Origin of the sequence: Streptomyces sp. NPDC007901 (assembly GCF_042959465.1) — a bacterium.
Classification (GTDB): Bacteria; Actinomycetota; Actinomycetes; order Streptomycetales; family Streptomycetaceae; genus Streptomyces.
Window position 1 is genome coordinate 183,553 of record NZ_JBIBKW010000015.1, and the last position, 18,592, is coordinate 202,144.

At 71.2% G+C, this 18,592-nt stretch carries 18 protein-coding genes and 1 pseudogene; 10 read left to right on the forward strand and 9 right to left on the reverse strand.

Going from position 1 to position 18,592, the window contains the following annotated elements:
- Nucleotides 1-2: 2 nt before the first annotated feature.
- Genes ACFZDK_RS38330 through ACFZDK_RS38340 form a run of 3 tightly spaced genes read right to left on the reverse strand, consistent with a single transcriptional unit; the run spans nucleotide 3 to nucleotide 3,774 of the window.
- A complete protein-coding gene (locus ACFZDK_RS38330) occupies nucleotides 3-2,393 on the reverse strand; it encodes a molybdopterin cofactor-binding domain-containing protein (RefSeq protein WP_390979431.1) in 2,391 nt (796 codons plus the stop codon).
- Nucleotides 2,390-2,893 carry a 2Fe-2S iron-sulfur cluster-binding protein gene (locus ACFZDK_RS38335; RefSeq protein WP_390979433.1) on the reverse strand — a complete coding sequence of 168 codons (504 nt, stop codon included), beginning with the start codon at nucleotides 2,891-2,893 and terminating at the stop codon, nucleotides 2,390-2,392. Before ACFZDK_RS38335 ends, ACFZDK_RS38330 begins: the two co-directional genes overlap by 4 nt.
- Nucleotides 2,890-3,774, reverse strand: a complete 885-nt coding sequence (locus ACFZDK_RS38340; RefSeq protein WP_390979435.1) for an FAD binding domain-containing protein — start codon at nucleotides 3,772-3,774, stop codon at nucleotides 2,890-2,892. Before ACFZDK_RS38340 ends, ACFZDK_RS38335 begins: the two co-directional genes overlap by 4 nt.
- Before the next feature lie 382 nt (nucleotides 3,775-4,156).
- On the opposite strand from ACFZDK_RS38340, the gene ACFZDK_RS38345 reads away from it, so the two are divergent.
- Nucleotides 4,157-5,383: a hypothetical protein gene (locus ACFZDK_RS38345; protein ID WP_390979437.1), complete on the forward strand. Its 1,227-nt coding sequence runs from the start codon at nucleotides 4,157-4,159 to the stop codon at nucleotides 5,381-5,383.
- 18 nt (nucleotides 5,384-5,401) lie between these two features.
- Here the strand turns inward: ACFZDK_RS38345 and ACFZDK_RS38350 are convergent, their stop codons facing one another.
- The 3 genes and pseudogenes from ACFZDK_RS38350 to ACFZDK_RS38360 all read right to left on the reverse strand — a co-directional run.
- Nucleotides 5,402-6,235 carry an isocitrate lyase/phosphoenolpyruvate mutase family protein gene (locus ACFZDK_RS38350; RefSeq protein ID WP_390979439.1) on the reverse strand — a complete coding sequence of 278 codons (834 nt, stop codon included), beginning with the start codon at nucleotides 6,233-6,235 and terminating at the stop codon, nucleotides 5,402-5,404.
- A 37-nt stretch (nucleotides 6,236-6,272) separates the two neighbouring features.
- On the reverse strand, nucleotides 6,273-7,283 hold the full coding sequence (gene dmpG / locus ACFZDK_RS38355; RefSeq protein WP_390979441.1) for a 4-hydroxy-2-oxovalerate aldolase: 1,011 nt from the start codon (nucleotides 7,281-7,283) through the stop codon (nucleotides 6,273-6,275).
- Nucleotides 7,280-7,489, reverse strand: a pseudogene (locus ACFZDK_RS38360) (acetaldehyde dehydrogenase (acetylating)); the annotation flags it as partial. The pseudogene ACFZDK_RS38360 and the gene dmpG, both read right to left, overlap by 4 nt.
- A gap of 2 nt (nucleotides 7,490-7,491) precedes the next feature.
- On the opposite strand from ACFZDK_RS38360, the gene metE reads away from it, so the two are divergent.
- The 4 genes from metE to ACFZDK_RS38380 all read left to right on the forward strand — a co-directional run bounded on the left by metE (nucleotide 7,492) and on the right by ACFZDK_RS38380 (nucleotide 11,203).
- Nucleotides 7,492-8,484, forward strand: a complete 993-nt coding sequence (gene metE / locus ACFZDK_RS38365) for a 5-methyltetrahydropteroyltriglutamate--homocysteine S-methyltransferase (protein ID WP_390979443.1) — start codon at nucleotides 7,492-7,494, stop codon at nucleotides 8,482-8,484.
- 86 nt (nucleotides 8,485-8,570) lie between these two features.
- Nucleotides 8,571-9,122 (forward strand): histidine phosphatase family protein, encoded by a 552-nt coding sequence (locus ACFZDK_RS38370; RefSeq protein ID WP_390979445.1) that lies wholly within the window; start codon nucleotides 8,571-8,573, stop codon nucleotides 9,120-9,122.
- Nucleotides 9,123-9,207: 85 nt separating this feature from the next.
- A complete protein-coding gene (locus ACFZDK_RS38375; protein ID WP_390979447.1) occupies nucleotides 9,208-9,567 on the forward strand; it encodes a DUF6204 family protein in 360 nt (119 codons plus the stop codon).
- Between the two features lie 193 nt (nucleotides 9,568-9,760).
- Entirely contained in the window at nucleotides 9,761-11,203 is a 1,443-nt protein-coding gene (locus ACFZDK_RS38380; RefSeq protein ID WP_390979449.1) for a hypothetical protein, read from the forward strand.
- Between the two features lie 7 nt (nucleotides 11,204-11,210).
- Here the strand turns inward: ACFZDK_RS38380 and ACFZDK_RS38385 are convergent, their stop codons facing one another.
- Nucleotides 11,211-11,669 carry a MazG nucleotide pyrophosphohydrolase domain-containing protein gene (locus ACFZDK_RS38385; RefSeq protein WP_390979451.1) on the reverse strand — a complete coding sequence of 153 codons (459 nt, stop codon included), beginning with the start codon at nucleotides 11,667-11,669 and terminating at the stop codon, nucleotides 11,211-11,213.
- 94 nt (nucleotides 11,670-11,763) lie between these two features.
- Between ACFZDK_RS38385 and ACFZDK_RS38390 the strand changes: the two genes are divergently transcribed.
- Nucleotides 11,764-12,762 carry a TAXI family TRAP transporter solute-binding subunit gene (locus ACFZDK_RS38390; RefSeq protein WP_390979453.1) on the forward strand — a complete coding sequence of 333 codons (999 nt, stop codon included), beginning with the start codon at nucleotides 11,764-11,766 and terminating at the stop codon, nucleotides 12,760-12,762.
- A gap of 106 nt (nucleotides 12,763-12,868) precedes the next feature.
- Here ACFZDK_RS38390 and ACFZDK_RS38395 read toward each other — a convergent pair whose 3' ends face one another.
- Together ACFZDK_RS38395 and ACFZDK_RS38400 are read right to left on the reverse strand one after the other, a co-directional pair.
- Nucleotides 12,869-14,275, reverse strand: a complete 1,407-nt coding sequence (locus ACFZDK_RS38395) for an ATP-binding protein (protein WP_390979455.1) — start codon at nucleotides 14,273-14,275, stop codon at nucleotides 12,869-12,871.
- A 9-nt stretch (nucleotides 14,276-14,284) separates the two neighbouring features.
- The gene (locus ACFZDK_RS38400; protein WP_390979457.1) at nucleotides 14,285-14,971 is read right to left on the reverse strand and encodes a response regulator; all 687 of its coding nucleotides are present in this window, start codon (nucleotides 14,969-14,971) and stop codon (nucleotides 14,285-14,287) included.
- A gap of 266 nt (nucleotides 14,972-15,237) precedes the next feature.
- Here ACFZDK_RS38400 and ACFZDK_RS38405 point away from each other — a divergent pair, with 266 nt between their 5' ends.
- The 4 genes from ACFZDK_RS38405 (at nucleotide 15,238) to ACFZDK_RS38420 (ending at nucleotide 18,544) form a co-directional block, all read left to right on the forward strand.
- Complete coding sequence (locus tag ACFZDK_RS38405; protein ID WP_390979459.1) at nucleotides 15,238-16,014, forward strand: ATP-binding cassette domain-containing protein; 777 nt, start codon at nucleotides 15,238-15,240, stop codon at nucleotides 16,012-16,014.
- A gap of 47 nt (nucleotides 16,015-16,061) precedes the next feature.
- Complete coding sequence (locus ACFZDK_RS38410; RefSeq protein ID WP_355721301.1) at nucleotides 16,062-16,898, forward strand: glutamate ABC transporter substrate-binding protein; 837 nt, start codon at nucleotides 16,062-16,064, stop codon at nucleotides 16,896-16,898.
- A gap of 75 nt (nucleotides 16,899-16,973) precedes the next feature.
- Nucleotides 16,974-17,639: an ABC transporter permease subunit gene (locus ACFZDK_RS38415; RefSeq protein ID WP_390979462.1), complete on the forward strand. Its 666-nt coding sequence runs from the start codon at nucleotides 16,974-16,976 to the stop codon at nucleotides 17,637-17,639.
- A complete protein-coding gene (locus ACFZDK_RS38420) occupies nucleotides 17,636-18,544 on the forward strand; it encodes an ABC transporter permease subunit (protein WP_390979464.1) in 909 nt (302 codons plus the stop codon). Before ACFZDK_RS38415 ends, ACFZDK_RS38420 begins: the two co-directional genes overlap by 4 nt.
- The last annotated feature ends 48 nt before the right edge of the window (nucleotides 18,545-18,592 follow it).

Consider the following 18,592-nt stretch of genomic DNA (forward strand, 5'->3'; position numbering starts at 1 on the left):
CATCAGGCACCGGCAGCCCGCACCGCCGCCACGATGTCCGCGGGCTTGACCGGCAGCCGTCGTACCCGCATCCCGTATTCCCGCAGGGCGTCGTCGACGGCCGCCGACACCGCCGCCGGGGCCACCATGCGGCCGCCCTCGCCACCGCCCTTGATGCCGTACTCGGTGAACGGCGACGGTGTCTGGACGTGCCCGATACGGAACACCGGGGCCTCGACCGCAGTGGGGATCAGATAGTCCCTGAGGGTCGAGGACCTGAACCGGCCGTCCGCGTCGTAGGCCAGTTCCTCATAGAGCGCGGTCCCGATGCCCTGGGTGGCGCCGCCGGTGACATGGCCGCCCAGGGTCCGGGGGTTGACGATCGTCCCGGCATCGTGGACGGCCACGTAATCGAGGAAGGTGACGATCCCGGTGTCGGGGTCGGCCTCCACGACCGCGATGTGGCAGGCATGGCCCATGATCGGGTAGAAGACGCCGAGGTCGGAGCCGTCCGGTGCCGGAAGCGTCGTGTACGGGTGGTCGTAGGTGCAGGACTCCTCCAGTCCGCTGGTCATCCCCTCGGGCAGGCTGAGCGCGAAGAAGTAGGCGCTGCCCGCCAGTTCGGCGAGGGTCAGCCCGGTTTCCGGAGCGTCCCTGAGCTGCACCCGCCCGTCGACGAGTTCGAGGTCGTCCGCGTCCACGGCGAGGGTGTGCGCGGCGATGCGCAGCAGCTTCTCGCGCAGCTTGAGCGAGGCGCCGCGGATCGCGCCGGCCACCATCACGGTGTAGCGGCTGCCGCCCGGGCCGGTGCTGGGCAGCGCGTGCGCGGAGTCGGCGTACCGGACGCTGATGCTCTCCGGCGGGATCCCGAACTCCTCCGCGAGCACGGTGGCGCCCACCGTCTCGGGACTGTTGCCCCACATCGACTGGCAGTGCAGCAGAAGCTGGAACTGCCCGGCGGGGTCGATCGTCACCGTCGCGCTCTCGGGGCTGGAGGTGAGCGGGAAGGCGGGCTTGTCCACCAGGAACCAGAACTCGGTGGCGCTGAAGACGCTCCGCTCCTGCGTCGTGGCCAGACCGATGCCGATGCAGCGGCCTTCCTCCTCCCACAGCCGTTTCTGTTCGGCTCGCCACCGGTCCAGGTCGATCATCGACAGGGCCTTGTCCAGTACGGCCGGATAGTTGCCGCTGTCGTAGAGGTTGCCGCCGGGGATCTTGTACGGGAACTGCTCGGGCTGGATGAAGTTGCGGCGGCGGATCTCCTCCGGTGCGAGCCCGAGCCGGGCCGCGCCCTGGTCGACCAGCCGTTCCAGCACCCAGTTGTGCACCTCGGACCCGAAGCCGCGGTAGGCGCCCTGCTGGCACTTGTTCGTGAGCACGGCCCGCAATCGGTAGCGCACGTCCCGGAACCGGTACGGGCCGACGACCTGGGAGAAGGCGTTGCCGTGGTGCCCGATGCCGAACTGCATGTAGGCGCCGTAGTCGTCGACGACGTCGATGTCGAGACCGGTGATCGTGCCGTCGGCGCGGAAACCCATGCGGGCTTCGTAGGAGCGGTCGCAGCCGTGGTGGTCGGAGTTCATCAGGTGGTCGATGCGGTCCTCGATGTACGACACCGGGCGCCCCGTCCGCAGGGCCAGGAAGCCGGCAAGGGCGGGCACCTTGTGCGCGGCGAGCTTGCTGCCGAAGCTGCCGCCTGCCGGGACCGGCTTCATCGTCAGCTTGTTGGAGGGGATGCGCAGGGTGGCCGCGATCAGGAAGACGAAGTAGGTGAAGTTGAGCGAGTTGCAGTAGATCTCCAGTTCGCCGTTGAAGCCGGGGCGGGCCACCGCGCCCGTGGTCTCCAGCGGCATCCCGGCGGAGCGGCCCCAGTGCAGGGTGTCCTCGACGACGAGGTCGGCTCTGGCGAAGGCGGCGGTCACGTCGCCGAACTCGAAGGTCCGCTCGTAGCCGATGTTGCTGCCGTGTTCCTCGTGCAGCAGGGCGGCGCCGGGCTCCATGGCCGCCATCGGATCGGTGACCGGCGGGAGTTCCTCGTAGTCGACCTTCAGCAGGTCCACGCCGTCCTCGGCGAGATACCTGCTCTCCGCGACGACGGCCGCCACGGCCTCGCCGACGTAGCGGACCTTGTCCACGGCCAGCGGGTACTGCGTGACGCCGACCGGGCCGAAGCTCATGCAGGGGTTCAGTTCCGTCTTGCAGTCCTCTCCGGTGACCACGGCGACGACCCCCGGGAGCTGCACGGCCTCGGTGGCGTCGACGGACCTGATCCATCCGTGCGGCAGGGGGCTGCGCAGGATCGCGGCGTGCAGCATGCCCGGCACTTTGAGGTCGGCGATGTATCCGCCGCGGCCGACCAGCATCCTGGGATCCTCGACCCGCCGGCGGTTCTTGCCGATGTACGTGTAGCTCATCGCTGACGACCCCGCTGCTCGGCACCGGCGGCCTGAACCGCGTGGACGATGTTCTGGTAGCCGGTGCAGCGGCACAGGATCCCGGAGATCTCCCGGCGCACCTCGGCGTCGGTCAGCTCACGGCCGGTCTCGATGATCTCCTTGGCCCGCAGCACCATCGCGGGCGTGCAGAAGCCGCACTGCACCGCGTGCTCCTCGGTGAAGGCCTCCTGGATCGGGTGCAGCCGCGCCGGGTTCGCGGACAGGCTCTCGACGGTCTCGACCGCGTGCCCGTCCGCCTGGACGGCCAGCATCAGGCAGGAGCGCACGGAGTGGCCGTCGAACAGGACGGTGCAGCATCCGCACTCGCCGTGCTCGCAGCCGAGGTGCACGCTGACCAGGTCGAGTTCGTCGCGCAGGAAGTCGGCGAGGGTAGTGCGCGTCGACACCTCGCGGGTCACGTCCCGCCCGTTGACGGACACGGTCACGGTCCTGTGTGGGGTGGCGGTCAAGGTCGTCACGTCCCGTTCCTCATTTCCCGGGCGTGCGCCACGGCCGCGGCGACCGCGCGGCGCACCACGACAGGGGCGAGGTGGCGGCGGTAGGCGAGCGTGGCGTGCAGGTCGTCCTGCGAGGTCACCGAGGGCACGATCCGCTGGGCCGCCCTGGCGATGGTCTCCTCGGCCGGTGCCTCACCGATCAGTGCGTTCTCCACCTCGGCGGCGCGAACCGGTGTGTCGGCGATACCCAGGGCGCCGACGGAGGCGGCGGCGATACGACCGTCGCCGTCCAGGTCCACCACCGCGGCGGCGCCGGCGAGCGCGAGGTCGCCCGCGCGTCGCGCCACTTCCACGAAGCCGTGGCCCGCGGTCGGCGGCGGCACCGGGTAGCGGACGGCGACGAGAACCTCGTCGGGCTCCAGGGCCGTGGTCAGCCGGCCCCGGAAGAAGTCCTGGGCCGCGAGGGCGCGGGTGCCCGAGCGCCCCTGTACGACCAGCACCGCGTGGAGCGCGACCGCCGTGCACGGCAGTTCGGCGGCGGGGTCGGCGTGCGCCAGGCTGCCGCCGACCGTGCCGCGGTGGCGGGTCTCGATGTGGCCGACGCAGCCTGCGGCCTCCGGCAGCAGCGGGACCAGCGCGCCGACCGTCGTGTGGTCCTCCAACTCGTACTGGCGGACCCCGGCGCCGACCTCCAGGACGCCGTCCCGGTGCTCGATCCTCTGCAGGTCACCGATCTTGTTGATGTCGATCAGCGCCCGCGGCCTGACCAGCCGCATGCTGAGCATCGGGAGCAGGCTCTGTCCTCCCGCGAGGACGAGGGCGCCGACGCCGAACTCGCTCTTGAGGGCGACGGCCTCATCGACGGATTCCGGATCACAGTACGTGAATGGAGGCGGCTTCATCGCCTGTCCTAGGTTGCGGCTCCCGGGAATGAAGCAGGTGACCGGGCCCGGGCCCTGGGCCGAGGTCGGCTGCGGACGGTTGCCCTGAGGTTGCATCGCGCAGTCGGTGTCCGGCGTCGCACCGGCTCGGCGTCGCGGCCGGTCTCCTCCCAGTGCACCACACGCGACACGATGACGGCGAAGTGTCCGGGCGGGTGGCCGGTGCCGGCCCTTCGGATGCCGCCGACAACCTGCGGACCAGGAAGCAAGCCGCTACGAAAAGACGAGGTCAGAACACCTCTAGGGGTTTGTGGAAGTCACCACCCGTAGGTACGGACTTCGTAGGCGCCGTACACATTGTTGGCGCCGCGCACATTCTGCGGCGGCCGGAGAGGAGACCCGGATGACCAGCCCCTTGTTCTCGCCCCTGCGACTGCGCTCCGGGCAGGTGCTGCCCAACCGGATCGCGAAGGCGGCCATGGAGGAGGGGATGGCCGGCGCCGGGCAGCTCCCGGACGAGCGTCTCCTGGCCCTGTACCGGCGCTGGGGCGGTGGCGGCGCCGGGCTGCTGATCACCGGCAAGGTGATGGTGCACGCCGAGGCGCTGACCGGCCCGGGCGGTGTCGTCCTCGACGCGGCCACCCCGCTGGAGCCGTTCGTCGCGTGGGCCGAGGCCGGCCGGGCCGGGGGCGCGGCCGTGTGGATGCAGATCAACCATCCCGGCCGCCAGGTCCAGGCCGAGATGCCGGGCGTGGTGTGGGGGCCGTCGGCGGTCGGCGTCGAGATGGGCCGGCACAGCAAGCGGTTCGGCAGCCCGAGCGCCATGACACCGGACCAGATCGAGGCCACCGTGCGGCGGTTCGCGGTCACCGCGGAGCGGGCCGCGCGGGCGGGGTTCGACGGGGTGCAGATTTACGCGGCCCACGGCTACCTGCTGTCGCAGTTCCTGTCCCCGCTGGTCAACCGGCGCACCGACCGGTGGGGCGGTCCGCTGGAGAACCGGGCGCGGATGCTGCTGGACGTGGTGCGGGCCGTACGGGCCGCGGTGCCGCCGGAGTTCGCGGTCGCGGTGAAGCTGAACTCGGCCGACTTCCAGCGCGGCGGCTTCGACGTCGACGACGCCCGCCGGGTGATCGCCCTCCTCGAACCGCTCGGCGTCGGCGGCAGCGGCGCGGGCTACTGCGACGACCTCGCGGTGGAGCCCCTGTCCTCCGCCGCCAAGGCCGTCACCGACCCGGGCTACGAGACCGGCGCGCTGACCCCGTGGGTCCAGTCCACCGGTACGGCGTCCAGCGTGGTCGCCTCCAACGCCCGCTCCGGCACCTACGCGCTCCAGACCGGGGTCAGTGCCAGCGGTGCCGTCCGGACCGTCAGCGGTCTCACCTCCAGCGGCACCAACCTGGTGGTCGGCTGGGCCAAGGTCGCCACCGCCGGTGAGGAGGTCGCGGTGTGCGTGAAGAGCTTCGGCGGTACGGAGACGTATCTGCGCGGCTCGACCACGTCCTACTCCCATCAGCCCATCTTCTTCACCACGGGCGTCTCCACCACCTCCGCCGGCGTCTACTGCTACAAGAACTCCGGTTCGGCGGCCGGTTACTGCGACGACTACTCGCTGATCAAGCTGTCGTAACGGCAGACGGCAGCTCCGTCATCTCCCGAAGAGCTCGTTCAGGTCCGTCTGCGAGATCTGGTTCTCGGCGTAGGAGAAGGTGCCCTTTTCCGCCAGCTCCCGTGCCGCGCCCAGCAGCTGCGCGTACATCGCCCGGGCGATGCTGCCGCCCACCGTGACCCGGCGCACGCCGAGTTCGCGCAGGTCGGCCAGGGACAGGGCACTGCCCGTCAGTCCCATCACCACGTTCAGCGGCCCGTCGATCTCCTTCACCAGGGTGCCGATCGTCTCCGCGTCGGCCGCGCCCGGTACGAACGCGCAGTCCGCGCCCGCCGCGAGACAGGCGTTGGCCCGGCGCACGGCCTCCGCCAGCGGGCCACCGGTCAGCAGCACGTCGGTGCGGCCGACCAGGACGAACGGCTCACCGGCCGCGTCGACCACCTGGCGGGCGGCACGGATCCGGTCGGCCGAGAGCTCCGGCTCGTACAGCGGCCGGGAGCGGTCGCCGGTGAAGTCCTCGATGTTGCCGCCCGCGGCCCCGGCCCCCAGGGTCAGCGCGATCGTCTCGGCCACGGTCTCGGGCGCCTCGCCGAAGCCGTCCTCCAGGTCCGCGCTCACCGGGATCCGTAGTGCACCGGCGATCTCGCCGACGCGGCCCACCATGGTGTCGCGGTCGACCCGGTCACCGCCGTAGTCGTGGTCCGGGCGGCCCAGGGAGAAGGCGACGCCCGCGCTGGTGGTGGCCACGGCCGGGAACCCGGCCGACTCCAGGATCCGGGCGCTTCCCGCGTCCCAGGCGTTGGGGAGCAGGAAGCAGCCTTCTTGGTGCAGTTCGACGAAGCGTGCGGCCAGTTCGCGGCGTTCTGTGTCCACGCCGCCCAGTCTGGCAGCCGCCACTGACAACCAGGCCTCAGCGGCTCCCGGCGAGGTCCAGGGCGATGTCCGTGATCATGTCCTCCTGGCCGCCGACCAGCTTGCGGCGGCCCACCTCGACCAGGATCGCCCGGGTGTCCAGGCCGTGCCTGCGGGCAGCGGCCTGGGCGTGCCGCAGGAAGCTGGAGTACACGCCCGCGTAGCCGAGGGTGAGAGTCTCGCGGTCCACCCGCACCTCGCGGTCCTGCAGCGGTCGTACGACGTCGTCGGCCGCGTCCATCAGCGGGAACAGCTCGCAGCCGTGCTCCCAGCCCATGAGGTCTGCGACCGCGATGAACGCCTCCAGCGGGCAGTTGCCGGCCCCGGCGCCCTGTCCGGCGAGGGAGGCGTCGACGCGGGTGACGCCGTTCTCGACGGCGACGACCGAGTTGGCCACGCCCAGGCCGAGGTTGTGGTGGGCGTGGATGCCCAGCTCGGTGGCGGGGTCGAGGACGTCGCGGTAGGCGCGGACGCGGTCGCGGACGCCGTCCATGGTGAGGCGGCCGCCGGAGTCGGTGACGTAGACGCAGTGCGCGCCGTAGGACTCCATCAGCCGGGCCTGGCGGGCGAGTTCGGCGGGCTCGGCGAGGTGGGACATCATCAGGAAGCCTGCCACGTCCATGCCCAGTTCCCGCGCGGCGGCGATGTGCTGGGCGGAGATGTCGGCCTCGGTGCAGTGGGTGGCGATGCGGACCGAGCGGATGCCCAGGGAGTGGGCCTGCTTGAGGTCGTGGACCGTGCCGATGCCCGGGAGGAGGAGCGTGGTGGGGATGGAGTGCCGTACAGCGGCGACGACCGCCTCGATCCACTCCCAGTCGGTGTGCGTGCCGACGCCGTAGGTGACGCTGGAGCCGGAGAGGCCGTCGCCGTGGGCCACTTCGATCGCGCGGACCCCGGCCGTGTCGAGGGCGGCGGCGATGGTGCGGGCCTGGTCGACGGTGTAGCGGTGGCGGACGGCGTGCATGCCGTCCCGCAGGGTGACGTCCTGGACGTACAGACGGGTGGTCATCGGGACGCCACCTCCGGGGCGATGCGGGCGGCCATGCGCTCCGCGGTGCGCAGCGCGGCCGAGGTCATGATGTCGAGGTTGCCGGCGTAGGCGGGCAGGTAGTGGGCGGCGCCCTCCACCTCCAGGAAGGCGGACACCTTCACGGCGTCGCCGCCGGGGGCGAGGGTGCCCAGCGGGTCGTCGGTGGCGACCCGTTCGAACCGCACCGTTGCTGCCCACGACCACCATCGGATCGTTCCCGCAGACCGGCGAACTGCGCACCGCGCGGGCGGACCTGCGGGCCGGGCGGATCGGCACGGCCGGGTACGAGGACCGGGTGCGGGCCGAGGTCCAGGAGGTGATCGCCTTCCAGGAGAAGGCCGGCCTGGACGTCCTGGTGCACGGCGAGCCCGAACGCGACGACATGGTCCAGTACTTCGCCGAGCGGCTCACCGGTTACCTCGCCACCCGGCACGGCTGGGTCCAGTCCTACGGCACCCGGTACGTCCGCCCGCCGATCCTGGCCGGCGACATCGCCCGCCCCGAGCCGATGACGGTGCGCTGGACGTCGTACGCCCAGTCCCTCACCGACCGTCCGGTCAAGGGCATGCTGACCGGCCCGGTGACCATGCTGGCCTGGTCGTTCGTCCGCGACGACCAGCCCCTCGGCGACACCGCCCGGCAGGTCGCCCTCGCCCTGCGCGACGAGGTGGACGACCTGGAGGCGGCCGGGACCCCGGTCATCCAGGTGGACGAGCCCGCGCTGCGCGAGACCCTGCCGCTGCGGGCCGCCGACCGGGCCGGATATCTGGCGTGGGCGACCGAGGCGTTCCGGCTGACGACCGGCGGGGTACGGCCGGACACCCAGATCCACACGCACATGTGCTACGCCGCGTTCGGTGACATCGTCCGGGCCATCGACGACCTCGACGCGGACGTCATCAGCCTGGAGGCGGCCCGCTCGCACATGCGGATCGCCCGCGAACTCGCCGCGCACGGCTATCCGCGCGAGGCCGGCCCCGGTGTCTACGACATCCACTCGCCCCGGGTGCCGAGCGCGGCCGAGGCCGCCGACCTGGTGCGGACCGGGCTGCGGGCGATCCCCGCCGAACGGCTGTGGGTGAACCCCGACTGCGGTCTGAAGACCCGCGGCTGGCCCGAGGTGCGGGCCGCCCTGGAGAACCTGGTCGCGGCGGCGCGGTCGGTGCGCGCGGAGCTGTAGCCGGATCCTGGTGCGGGTGCCGGACCGCGTACTGTCGGGCTCGTCCGGCACCCGCCGCCGACGGACGTCCAAGGAGGAACTCCCCCGTGACCTGCCGAGTCATCCTCATAGCCCCGGCGATGACCCCCTCGCTGCGGCGGGCCCGCTTCGACGACGGCGACTCGATCGAGAACCCGGGAGCGGTGGCGCTGGACCTGCCCGCCGCCGGCCGCGCGGTCAGCTCGCCCAGCGTGCGGTGCCGGGAGACGGCGATGGCGCTGGGCCTCGACGCCTCGGCGGAGCCGGATCTGGCGGGCCTGGACGCGGGCCGCTGGCGGGGGCGGACGCTGGAGGAGGTCGGTGCCGCCGAGCCCGAGGCGCTGGTCCGGTGGATGTCCGACCCGGGGGCCGCTCCGCACGGGGGTGAATCGGTACGGGAGTTCCGCGCGCGGGTCGCCAAGTGGCTGGAGTCGGCGGGCCGGACGGCCGGTCGGACGGTCGCCGTGGTGGAGCCGGAGGTGGTGCGGGCGGTGGTGCTGCACGCGCTCGGGGCACCCGAGACCGCGTTCTGGCGCGTGGACGTCCCGCCACTGGCGGCTACGGAGGTCACCGGCGGGCCCGGGCGCTGGAACCTGCGGCTCGGCCAGGTCGGCGGGTAGCCGTCCAGCACTCTCCGTCGGGGATGCCTGCGGGGCGCCGGAAAAGCGGTGGAGCGACACGCTCCGCCCTGCCTAGGGTCGCGCCATGACCACCCGCACCTTCCGCGTCACTGTCCGCGGCGTCTTCGACGGACTCAGCGCCGAACAGCGCGCCGAACTGCTGGTCCGGGCCGCCGACCACGACGTGCTGCACGCGGCCTTCACCCCCGAGGGCCACCTCAGCTACGACATCGCCGCCCGCCCGGCCTTCACCTTCCGCTTCCAGGACGGCGGGGAGGACGAGGAGGACATCCTGGCGGCGACCGAGCGCGCCGAGGAGGCGGCCCGGGCGTGGCTCGACGAGCGCGGGTACGGCTACAAGAACCTCCGGTCCAGCGCGGAGGACCTCTCCCAGGCGCCCCTGAGCAAGCGGCAGCGCAGGGCGGCCACGCAGCAGCAGGGCTGACCCCTCACAGAAACGGCCACGGCGGCCTGAAGTCGCCGTGGTTCAGGTCACGTCGGGAGGTGGCCGAATTGTGGAGGAGAGGTGTCCACGGGCGTGGCATGCTCGGGGCCACACCGAGTTACCGGCCAGTACTACCCGCCGGTAGCCATGATCGGTGCCTCTTCGTCACCCCCCACCACTCCCAGGACTGACCTTGCGCAGACGCACGAGGCCCGGGCATGCCCTGCTGCCCGCCTTCGCCGTGACCGCCCTCCTCCTCTCCGCCGGCTGCTCCTCACCACAGCACCGGACCTCCGCCGGGGACCGCGCCCAGGAGACCGCCCGGGTCTCCGACGACACCACCGCCGCCGCCCGCACCGACGGCCAGGCGCTCGCCGTCGCCGCCGCGCCCGCCGCCACCACGACCGCTGCCGCCGGTTCGGCGGGCTCGGGCCGGCCCGCCCACCGCACCACGCTCACCGTCAGCAGGTACGACAGCAAGACCCGTCGCGCCGTCATATCCAAGGCGGGCGAGGGCACTTCACCGGCCTCCCCTTCCCCGGCCGTCTCCCCCAGCCCCACCCCATCGGCCTCGGCCTCCTCCCATCAGGCCGCCGTCGGCGATGTCATCGCCAGCGCCCCCGCGCCCGGCGCCCCGGACGGACTGCTCGCCAAGGTCACCAAGGTGATCGGCGAGACCGGCGCGGGCACCGAGGTGCAGACCGAGCCGGCCACCCTCGACGCCCTGCTCGGCGACGACACCGCGAAGGGCACCGTGCCGGTCGACCCGGCCGCCTTCGACGTCGACAAGCTGCTGCCCGACGTCAAGGTGTCCTGGTCCAAGTCCGGTGACGTGCACGTCGGCCCCGAGGGCGCCACCGTGCCGCTCGGCAGCCTCCGCCTGGACGTCAGCGCCGAGGTGCCGACCGCCGAGGGCGCCCCGGCCGCCGCCTCGGCCTCGGTGTCGGGCTTCGTCCAGGTCGCGCCGCAGGTCGACTTCGCCTACGGCGGCGCGGGCACCGGCGCCGCGCCCGGCTCCGCCTACCTGGGCGTGTCCGGCGACTGGGACTCCGGCTGGGCGGTCAAGGGCCGGGTCGCGGCGGCCACCGACACCCCGCTGCGCATCCCGTTCGCCAAGCTGCACGCCGATCCGGTGCTCCAAGTCGGCCCGGTCCCCGTCGTCGTCAACCTCGACCTCACCTGCTACCTCCAGGTCAGCGGCGACGGGAAGATCACCGTCGACGTGGAGCAGAGTCTCAAGGGCGACTTCAAGGCGGGCGGAACCTTCGGCACGGCCCAGGGCTGGACGCCGGTGAGCAGCTCCGACATGACGAGCACCCCGGTGCGCACCTCGGTGACCACCAGCGGAAACGTCAGGACCGCGCTGGGCGCCGAGGCCTCCGTCGGCCTCTACGGCAGCGTGGGCGTCACCGCCGACCTGGCCCCCTATCTGCGCGGCGAGGCCACCGGCACGGTCACCGCCACCTCGGCCACCCCGGGCGCGGACGCCCAGGGCACCTGGAACCTCTACGGCGGCGTCGACCTCTCCGGCGCCCTGCGCCTCCAGCTCTCCATCTTCGGCACACCGGTGCTGGAGCGGACCGTGCCGCTGGGCGCCCTGCACCGCGAGTGGAAGCTGGCGGGCGGCTCGCTCTGACCCCGGGTCAGGCCGCGCCGCCGGGTATCCAGCCCTGGCGGCGCAGCTCCGCCGAGACGTCCGGCGCCCGGTAGTGCTCGCCCTTGAGGACCTTGCCGTCGGCCCGCCGGGCGACCTGCCCGTCGGGCCCCAGCTTGCTCATGTTGGAACGGTGGACCTCGGCGATGACCGCGTCGAGGTCGATCCCGTGCACCAGCGCGGTGCCGTACGCCACATAGACCACGTCGGCCAGTTCGTGCGCGAGCCGGTCGAGGGGCCCCTGGACCGCCACCTCGGCGACCTCCGCGGCCTCCTCGGCGAGCAGCTCCCCCCGGTGCGCGGCCAGTTCGGCGGAGACCTCGGTCGGCGCGGTGCGGGCGTCCAGGCCGAAGGCGCGGTGGAACTCCCGGACGAGACGGGCGGGCGAGGCCCCGTCCTCGGGACTGGCCGGCGAACTGGCCGGTGAACCGGTGGTCGAACTGGTCATGCGAACGACTCTAGCGGCCGCCACTGACAGTCCCGCTCCCCCACCGTGCCCCCCGCCCTGGTCAGGACGGTGACCGGCTGGCAGGATCGCGCGCATGTCCAAGGTGTTCCCCCGTATCGGCAGGCGCCGCGCGCTCCAGGGCGCGGCCGCCTGCTTCGTCGCGTTCGGCCTGCTGCTGTGGTGGCTGCTGCCGCTGGGCGAGAAGCCGCCGACCGGGACGATCACCTTCAGCACCGGGACGCTGCGCGGGGTCTACCAGGAGTACGGCGAGCGGCTGCGCACCGAGCTGGGCAAGGACATGCCGGGGCTGAAGGTGAAGCTGGTCCAGAGCGCGGGGTCGTACGAGAACGTGCGGAAGGTCGCGACCGGCAAGGTGGACTTCACCATCGCGGCGGCCGACGCGGTGGAGACGTACAAGCTGAACGACGGCCCGGGCGCGGACCGGATGCGCGGGGTGGCCCGGCTCTACGACGACTACGTGCAGCTCGTCGTGCCCCAGAGCTCAGGCATCACCAGCGTCGCGCAGCTGCGGCACAAGCGGGTGGCGATAGGACTGCCCAACTCGGGCGTGCGGCTCATCGCCAACCGGGTGCTCAGGGCGGCCGGGATAGACCCCGCGAAGGACATCACGCCGGTGGCCGACGGCATAGACACCGGTCCCGACCAGCTGCGGCAGGACAAGATCGACGCGTTCTTCTGGTCGGGCGGACTGCCCACCAAGGGGCTGCTGGACCTCGCGAAGACGTTCCGCTTCGCGTTCGTGCCGATCGACGGGAGCCTCGTCACGAAGCTGCACACCGAGAGCGAGGCCGCGCTCTACTACCGGGCGACCAACATGCCCGAGTCCGCGTACCCCTCCGTGCAGCAGGGCACGACCGTCGCGACCATCGCCGTCTCCAACCTCCTCATGACCCGCAAGGACATGGACCCACGCCTCACGGAGTGGCTCACCCGCACGGTCATCAAGAGCCGCGACGACATCGGCGCCCACGTCCACTCCGCCCAACTCGTGGACCTGCGCACAGCCATCTACACAGACCCCCTGCCCCTCCAGGAGGGCGCGCGCCGCTACTACCGCTCGGTCAAACCCTGAGAGCTGTGAAACACCGGTGACCACAGCGCCCCGTCAGGGGGGCGGGGAACTGCGCGATCAACCCCCACCAGCCCGCGCCCGAAACACAGCCGCACTCACCCTCCCCTCACCCACTCCGCGGCACCGAAACACTCACCCGCAGCCCCCTCTGCCCATCGTGCTCATGGTGCTCATAAGCAATCGCACCCCCACCCGCCGCCAGCAACGCCCGAGTGATCGACAACCCCAGCCCCGACCCCTTCACGTTCTGGTGCCGCCCGCTCCGCCAGAACCGGTCCCCCACCCGCGCGAGCTCCTCGTCGGTCAGCCCCGGCCCCGTGTCGGTCACCACGACCGTCACCAGATCCCCGTCGGCCGCCACGGAGACCTCCACCGTGCCGCCCTCCGGCGTGAACTTCACCGCGTTGTCGATCACCGCGTCCAACGCGCTGGACAGCGTGACCGGATCGGCCCACCCGGTGACCGGCGGGCAGCCTCCGGTCAGCCGGACCCCCCTCGCCGTGGCCGCCGGCGCCCACGCGGCGATCCGCTCCGTCGCCAGCCGCCCGATGTCGGTCAGCATCAGGTCCGCCTCGGCGTGCTCGGCCAGCGCGAGGTCGAGCAGGTCGTCGAGGACCTGCGCGAGCCGCTTGCCCTCGGTGCGGACGGAGGCGATCTCCTCGTTGCCCTCGGGGAGTTCGAGGGCGAGCAGTTCGATGCGCAGCAGCAGCGCGGCGAGCGGATTGCGCAGTTGGTGGGAGGCGTCGGCGACGAAGGCGCGCTGCTGCTCCAGCACGTCCTCGACGTTGTCCGCCATCTCGTTGAACGACCGGGCCAGCCGTCTGAGTTCCGGCGGACCGCCGGCCGCCGCGACCCGGGACTTGAGGCGGCCGCTCGCGATCGCGTGGGTGGTGGCGTCGAGGACCCGGACCGGCCGCAGCACCCACCCGGTGAGTCGCAGCGCCGCGCCGACGGCGAGCAGCATCGCGGCGATCTCGCCGGCGCCGATGAGCAGCCAGCCGCGCAGGGTGCGGGAGCGCATCGGCCCGGTGGGCGAGTCGGTGACGACGACGGCGACGACGTCACCGTCCCGGATCACCGGAGAGGCCACGACGAGCCGGGTGCGCTGCCAGGGCCACACCTGTGCGGGGTCGTGGCTGCGGCGGCTGAGGAGCGCCTCGCCGAAGGCGTCCCGGACCTCGCCCGTCCTCGGCAGCACCCAGTCGTCGGGGGCGTTGGCCATGGAGGAGGCGTTGCGGTAGAAGACGCCCGCGCGGATGCCGTAGACGCCGTAGTAGCTGGCGAGTTCGCGGCGGAGGGTCTCCTGCCGGTCGTCCGTGCGCATCGGCCGCGCGGTGGTGGGTGTGTCGGTGACGAACTGGGCGAGGGCCGCGAACCGCGCGGTGTCGTCGATCCGGTCGACGACGACCTTCTGCTGCTGGGCGGCGGCCGTGCTGACGGCGAGCGGGACGCCGAGTGCCAGCAGCACGGCCGCCATCAGGACGATGAGCAGCGGAAGGAGACGTGTGCGCACCCGTCCCCGCTACGCGGCCGGGGCGACGAGGCGGTAGCCGACGCCGCGTACGGTCTCGATGAGCGCGGGCATGCGCAGCTTGGCGCGCAGGGAGGCGACATGCACCTCCAGGGTGCGGCCGGTGCCCTCCCAACTGGTCTGCCAGACCTCGCTGATGATCTGTTCGCGGCGGAAGACCACGCCGGGCCGCTGGGCGAGCAGCGCCAGCAGGTCGAACTCCTTGCGGGTGAGCTGGACGACCGTGCCGTCCACGCTGACCTGGCGGGTGGGCAGTTCGATGCGGACGGGGCCGAGGCGGAGCGCGCTGTCGCCGCCGGCCGGGCCGTCCTCGTGGAGGGAGCGCCGGCTGACGGCGTGGATCCGGGCGAGCAGCTCCCCGGTGTCGTACGGCTTCACCACGTAGTCGTCGGCGCCGAGGTTGAGGCCGTGGATGCGGGAGCGGACGTCGGAGCGGGCGGTGACCATGATCACCGGGGTGCTGGTGCGCTTGCGGATCTTGCCGCAGACCTCGTAGCCGTCCTGGTCGGGCAGGCCGAGGTCGAGGAGGACGACGTCGTAGGCGTCGCTCTCGGGGACGAGGGCCTGCAGGGCCTCCTCGCCGCTGCGCGCGTGGGTGACGGAGAACCCGTGCCGGGCCAGGACCGCGGAGAGTGCGGCGGCGACGTGGTTGTCGTCCTCGACGAGCAGCAGTCTCATTCCGGCCCCCTCCGGTTCAGCGGTCGTACGCCCGCGCGTGCGTGCATCAGGGCAGTCACGCTGATGGACGCCGACGGCGTCAAGTGGGTTCCGGCAGCGGGCCGACTTCCGTTACGCGGCCGATATGCGGGCAAGGTCGCAACTGCTACGACACGTGTCCGAATGCTATCGGATCGTGATGCTCAGATCTCCCTCAGATGTAATGACGCAGGTCATCGGCTCTCATTACATTCCTCCGAAACCGAGGAGGACGGAGCCCGATAGCGATGACCGAAGTATCGGTGGCCAAGGAAGACGTGGCCGCGACCGGCGAACTGGTCGTCCTGAAGAGCGTCAACAAGCACTTCGGCGCGTTGCACGTGCTCCAGGACATCGACCTGACGATCGCCCGCGGCGAGGTCGTCGTGGTGATCGGGCCCTCCGGGTCCGGCAAGTCCACTCTGTGCCGCACCATCAACCGTCTGGAGACCGTCGACTCCGGGACGATCACGATCGACGGCAAGCCGCTGCCCCAGGAGGGCAAGGAGCTGGCCCGGCTCCGTGCCGACGTCGGCATGGTCTTCCAGTCCTTCAATCTCTTCGCGCACAAGACGGTCCTCGAGAACGTGATGCTCGGTCAGCTCAAGGTCCGCAGGACGGAGCGGAAGCAGGCCGAGGAGAAGGCCCGCGCGCTGCTGGACCGGGTCGGCGTGGGCACCCAGGCCGACAAGTACCCCGCGCAGCTCTCCGGTGGCCAGCAGCAGCGTGTCGCGATCGCGCGTGCGTTGGCGATGGGCCCGAAGGTCATGCTCTTCGACGAGCCGACCTCGGCCCTCGACCCCGAGATGATCAACGAGGTCCTGGAGGTCATGCAGCAGCTGGCCCGGGACGGCATGACGATGATCGTCGTCACCCACGAGATGGGCTTCGCCCGGTCGGCCGCGAACCGGGTGGTCTTCATGGCCGACGGCCGGATCGTCGAACAGGCCGCGCCCGACCAGTTCTTCAGCAACCCGCGCAGCGACCGGGCCAAGGACTTCCTGTCGAAGATCCTGCACCACTGACCCACACGGCGATCCAGCAACCTTTCACCACTCAAAGGATGTTCATCATGCAGCTCCGCAAGGTCACCGCCGCCTCGGCCGCCGTGCTCGCCCTCGCCCTGTCCGCCACGGCCTGCGGCGGCAACGACAAGGACGACAGCGGTTCGTCGGGCGGTGGCAAGAAGATCACCGTCGGCATCAAGTTCGACCAGCCCGGCATCGGCCAGAAGACCCCGCAGGGCTACTCCGGCTTCGACGTGGACGTCGCCACGTACGTCGCCAAGAAGCTCGGTTACAGCGCGGACCAGATCGAGTGGAAGGAGTCCAAGAGCGCCGACCGCGAGACCATGCTGCAGCGCGGTGACGTGGACTTCATCGCCGCGTCGTACTCGATCACCCCGGAGCGCCAGCAGAAGGTCGACTTCGCCGGCCCGTACCTGCTGGCCCACCAGGACGTGCTGATCCGCACCGACGACACGTCCATCAAGTCGGCGTCGGACCTCAACAGCAAGAAGCTGTGCTCGGTCACCGGCTCGACCTCGGCGCAGAACGTCAAGGACAAGCTGGCGCCCAAGGCGGACCTGCAGCAGTACCCGACGTACTCGGCCTGTCTGACCGGTCTGCAGAACAAGGCCATCGACGCGCTGACCACCGACGACTCGATCCTCGCCGGTTACGCCTCGCAGTCGCAGTTCAAGGGCAAGTTCAAGCTCGGCGGTCTCAAGATGACCAACGAGAACTACGGCATCGGCGTCAAGAAGGGCAGCGACCTCAAGGCGAAGATCAACACCGCCCTGGAGTCGATGGTCTCGGACGGTTCCTGGCAGAAGGCCGTGGACAAGAACTTCGGTCCGGCCGGCTACAAGAACGAGCCCGCGCCGAAGATCGGCGACGTCAAGAGCTGAAGCAGCGCCTGACGGGTGCGCCGTCGCCGGACGGCGGCGCGCCGGGGCCGACCACGAGCGGGAGCGCGGGACATCGTGTTCGACTTTCTTGAAGGTTACGACCTGCTGGGGGCCTTCTGGGTGACGGTTCAGCTCACCCTGCTCTCGGCCGCCGGTTCGCTGGTCTGGGGCACCCTGCTGGCCGGCATGCGCGTCGGCCCGGTGCCGCTGATGCGCGGCTTTGGCACCGCCTACGTCAACGTGGTGCGGAACATCCCACTGACGGTGATCATCCTGTTCACCTCACTGGGCCTGAACCAGACGCTCAACATCAGCCTCGGCGCCGACAAGTTCGACACCATCAACTTCCGGCTCGCCGTGCTCGGTCTGATCGCCTACACCTCGGCGTTCGTGTGCGAGGCGATCCGGTCCGGCATCAACACGGTGCCGGTCGGGCAGGCTGAGGCGGCCCGCGCCATCGGGCTGAGCTTCACCCAGGTGCTGACGCTGGTGGTGCTGCCGCAGGCGTTCCGCTCGGTGATCGGCCCGCTCGCCAACGTACTGATCGCGCTCACCAAGAACACCACGGTGGCCGCCGCGATCGGGGTGGCCGAGGCGGCCCTGCTGATGAAGAAGATGATCGAGAACGAGGCACAACTCCTGCTGATCTCCGCGGTCTTCGCGTTCGGTTTCGTGTGCCTGACGCTGCCGACCGGTCTGATCCTCGGCTGGGTGGGCAAGAAGGTGGCGGTGAAGCGATGACCTCCGTGCTGTACGACGCCCAGGGCCCGCGGGCCAAGCGGCGCAACATCGTCTACACCGCGGTGTTCCTGGTCGCCGCCGCGGCCGTGGTCTGGTGGGTCTACCGGAGCCTGGACGACAAGGGGCAGCTGGACTGGGAGAAGTGGAAGCCCTTCTTCTCCGGTTCCGAGGCCTGGACCACGTACATCCTGCCCGGTCTGAAGAACACCCTGATCGCGGCCGCTCTCTCCATGCTCGTCGCGCTGCCGCTCGGCGCCGTCTTCGGCATCGCACGCCTTTCCGACCATGCCTGGGTGCGGATACCGGCCGGCGTGGTCGTGGAGTTCTTCCGCGCGATCCCGGTGCTGATCCTGATGATCTTCGGGCTCGCCCTGTTCGCCGAGTACACCAGTGTCAGCTCCGACGACCGTCCGCTGTACGCGGTGGTCACCGGCCTGGTCCTGTACAACGCCTCGGTGCTCGCGGAGATCGTCCGGGCGGGCATCCTCGCGCTGCCGAAGGGCCAGACGGAGGCGGCCCAGGCCATCGGCCTGCGCAAGACCCAGATCATGACGTCGATCCTGCTGCCGCAGGCGGTCACCGCGATGCTCCCGGCGATCGTCAGCCAGCTCGTCGTGATCGTGAAGGACACGGCGCTCGGCGGCGCCATCCTCACCTTCCCCGAGCTGCTGGCCTCGGTCTCCCCGATGAGCTCGTACTACGGCGCGAACACCATCGCCAGCTTCACGGTCGTGGCGGTGATCTACGTGGCGCTCAACTTCACCCTCACCACCTTCGCGAGCTGGCTGGAGAGCCGGCTGCGGCGCAGCAAGCGCAGCACCGGCGCGGTGCTGGGCGCCGAGGACGTCGACGAGCTCAACGCGGCCGAGGTCGGCGGCTCCTTCGGCACCGGAGCGTCCGCCTGACCCTCGGTCAACCCGCGCGACACGCACGGAGGCAGTGGTCGTATGGCC